Source organism: Autumnicola patrickiae (assembly GCF_031846525.1).
In the GTDB taxonomy this organism is placed as follows: domain Bacteria; phylum Bacteroidota; class Bacteroidia; order Flavobacteriales; family Flavobacteriaceae; genus Autumnicola; species Autumnicola patrickiae.
This window is the reverse complement of record NZ_JAVRHM010000060.1, coordinates 1-1,316: the sequence shown is the minus strand read 5'-3', so window position 1 is coordinate 1,316 and position 1,316 is coordinate 1. Positions and strand designations below refer to the sequence as shown.

General features: G+C 38.4%; 2 protein-coding genes. Both read left to right on the top strand.

The features are described 5' to 3' along the window. The first annotated feature begins 43 nt into the window (after positions 1–43). Positions 44–442 carry a transposase gene (locus tag RM549_RS19320; RefSeq protein WP_311687749.1) on the top strand — a complete coding sequence of 133 codons (399 nt, stop codon included), beginning with the start codon at positions 44–46 and terminating at the stop codon, positions 440–442. An 8-nt stretch (positions 443–450) separates the two neighbouring features. After that, on the top strand, positions 451–1,281 hold the full coding sequence (locus RM549_RS19315) for an IS3 family transposase (protein ID WP_311687747.1): 831 nt from the start codon (positions 451–453) through the stop codon (positions 1,279–1,281). Positions 1,282–1,316 lie beyond the last annotated feature (35 nt).

Sequence of the window (1,316 nt, the reverse complement as noted above, 5' to 3'; positions counted from 1 at the left end):
TGTACGTCCCTGATATAGGTTGACCACTAAAGTCAACTTTTATATGAAATCAAATGTACGATTATTAAGAAAGCAGCGGAAGTACTCCGCGGAATTCAAGAAGCAGATTGTCAGAGATTTTGAAAGCGGCCAGTATAGTGTCCCACAACTTTCAAAACTTCATGGAGTAGCTAATCAGGTGATATATCGTTGGATCTATAAATTTTCTACCTTTAACGAGAAAGGTTTTAGAGTTGTAGAAATGAAAGATAGTAGCCAAAAAAAGATGAAAGAGCTGGAGGCTCGAATAAAAGATCTTGAAGCTGCCGTGGGTCGTAAACAGATCCAGGTGGATTATTATGAAAAGATGATCGAACTGGCCAAGACCGAGCTTGATATCGATATCAAAAAAAACTACAACACCCCACGATCAACTGGTTCCGGGAGAACAAAGGAAAAATGAGTTATTCCATGAACAAGCTCTACACAAGCATTGGGGTCAGCAAACAAGCTGTCCATCAATATGCACGAAGGCAGCGGATTTTTGACAATCAACTAATGCAGTTGATGGAAGAGGCCGATGATCTTCGTAGAGAGCATCCTGGTTGTGGGGTGGAGAAAATGTACCATATTCTAAAGCCTGATTTTATCGGCAGGGATCGATTTGTAGAAACCTTTATGCAGTTAGGTTACCGCCTGAAGAGAAAAAAGAATTACCGGCGGACTACTATTGCTGGAAAGATCTACTATCCTAACCAGATCAAAGGCTTGAAAATCAATGCTCCATCGATGGTATGGCAATCGGACATTACTTATTACCGGGTTAAGGATAAGTTCTACTATGCTGTTTTTATTATTGATATTTACAGCAAAAGCATAGTAGGTTATAATGTCTCAGACCATATGAGGGGAGCAGCAAATGTCCAGGCGTTAAAGATGGCTTTAAAAGAGAATAAAGCTCCAAAGATCCATCACTCAGACAGAGGGAGTCAATACACTTATAAAACCTATACCGACCTATTAAAAGCTAACTCAACAACAGTGAGTATGGCTCTTAGTGCACAGGATAATGCCTATGCAGAAAGGATCAATAAAACTATTAAAGAAGAATATTTAGATCATTGGCAGCCACAGACCTTTAGTCAATTAAAGCGTCAGGTGAAAAGAGCTGTAAAGAATTACAATAACAAAAGATCCCATAATCATTTAGAGAAAAGGAATCCAAATGATTTTATTAATTATTGGTCAACTCTTAACCCAGAGAAAAGACCTGTAATTACTATTTTTGATAATGAAAACTAATGTCTAAACCGGTCAACACTAATCAGGGAAGGGCA

Excerpts from the sequence above, each read along its gene's own strand:
- RM549_RS19320 (WP_311687749.1), top strand. The coding sequence starts at position 44 with ATGAAATCAAATGTACGATTATTAAGAAAGCAGCGGAAGTACTCCGCG.
- RM549_RS19315 (WP_311687747.1), top strand. The coding sequence starts at position 451 with ATGAACAAGCTCTACACAAGCATTGGGGTCAGCAAACAAGCTGTCCAT.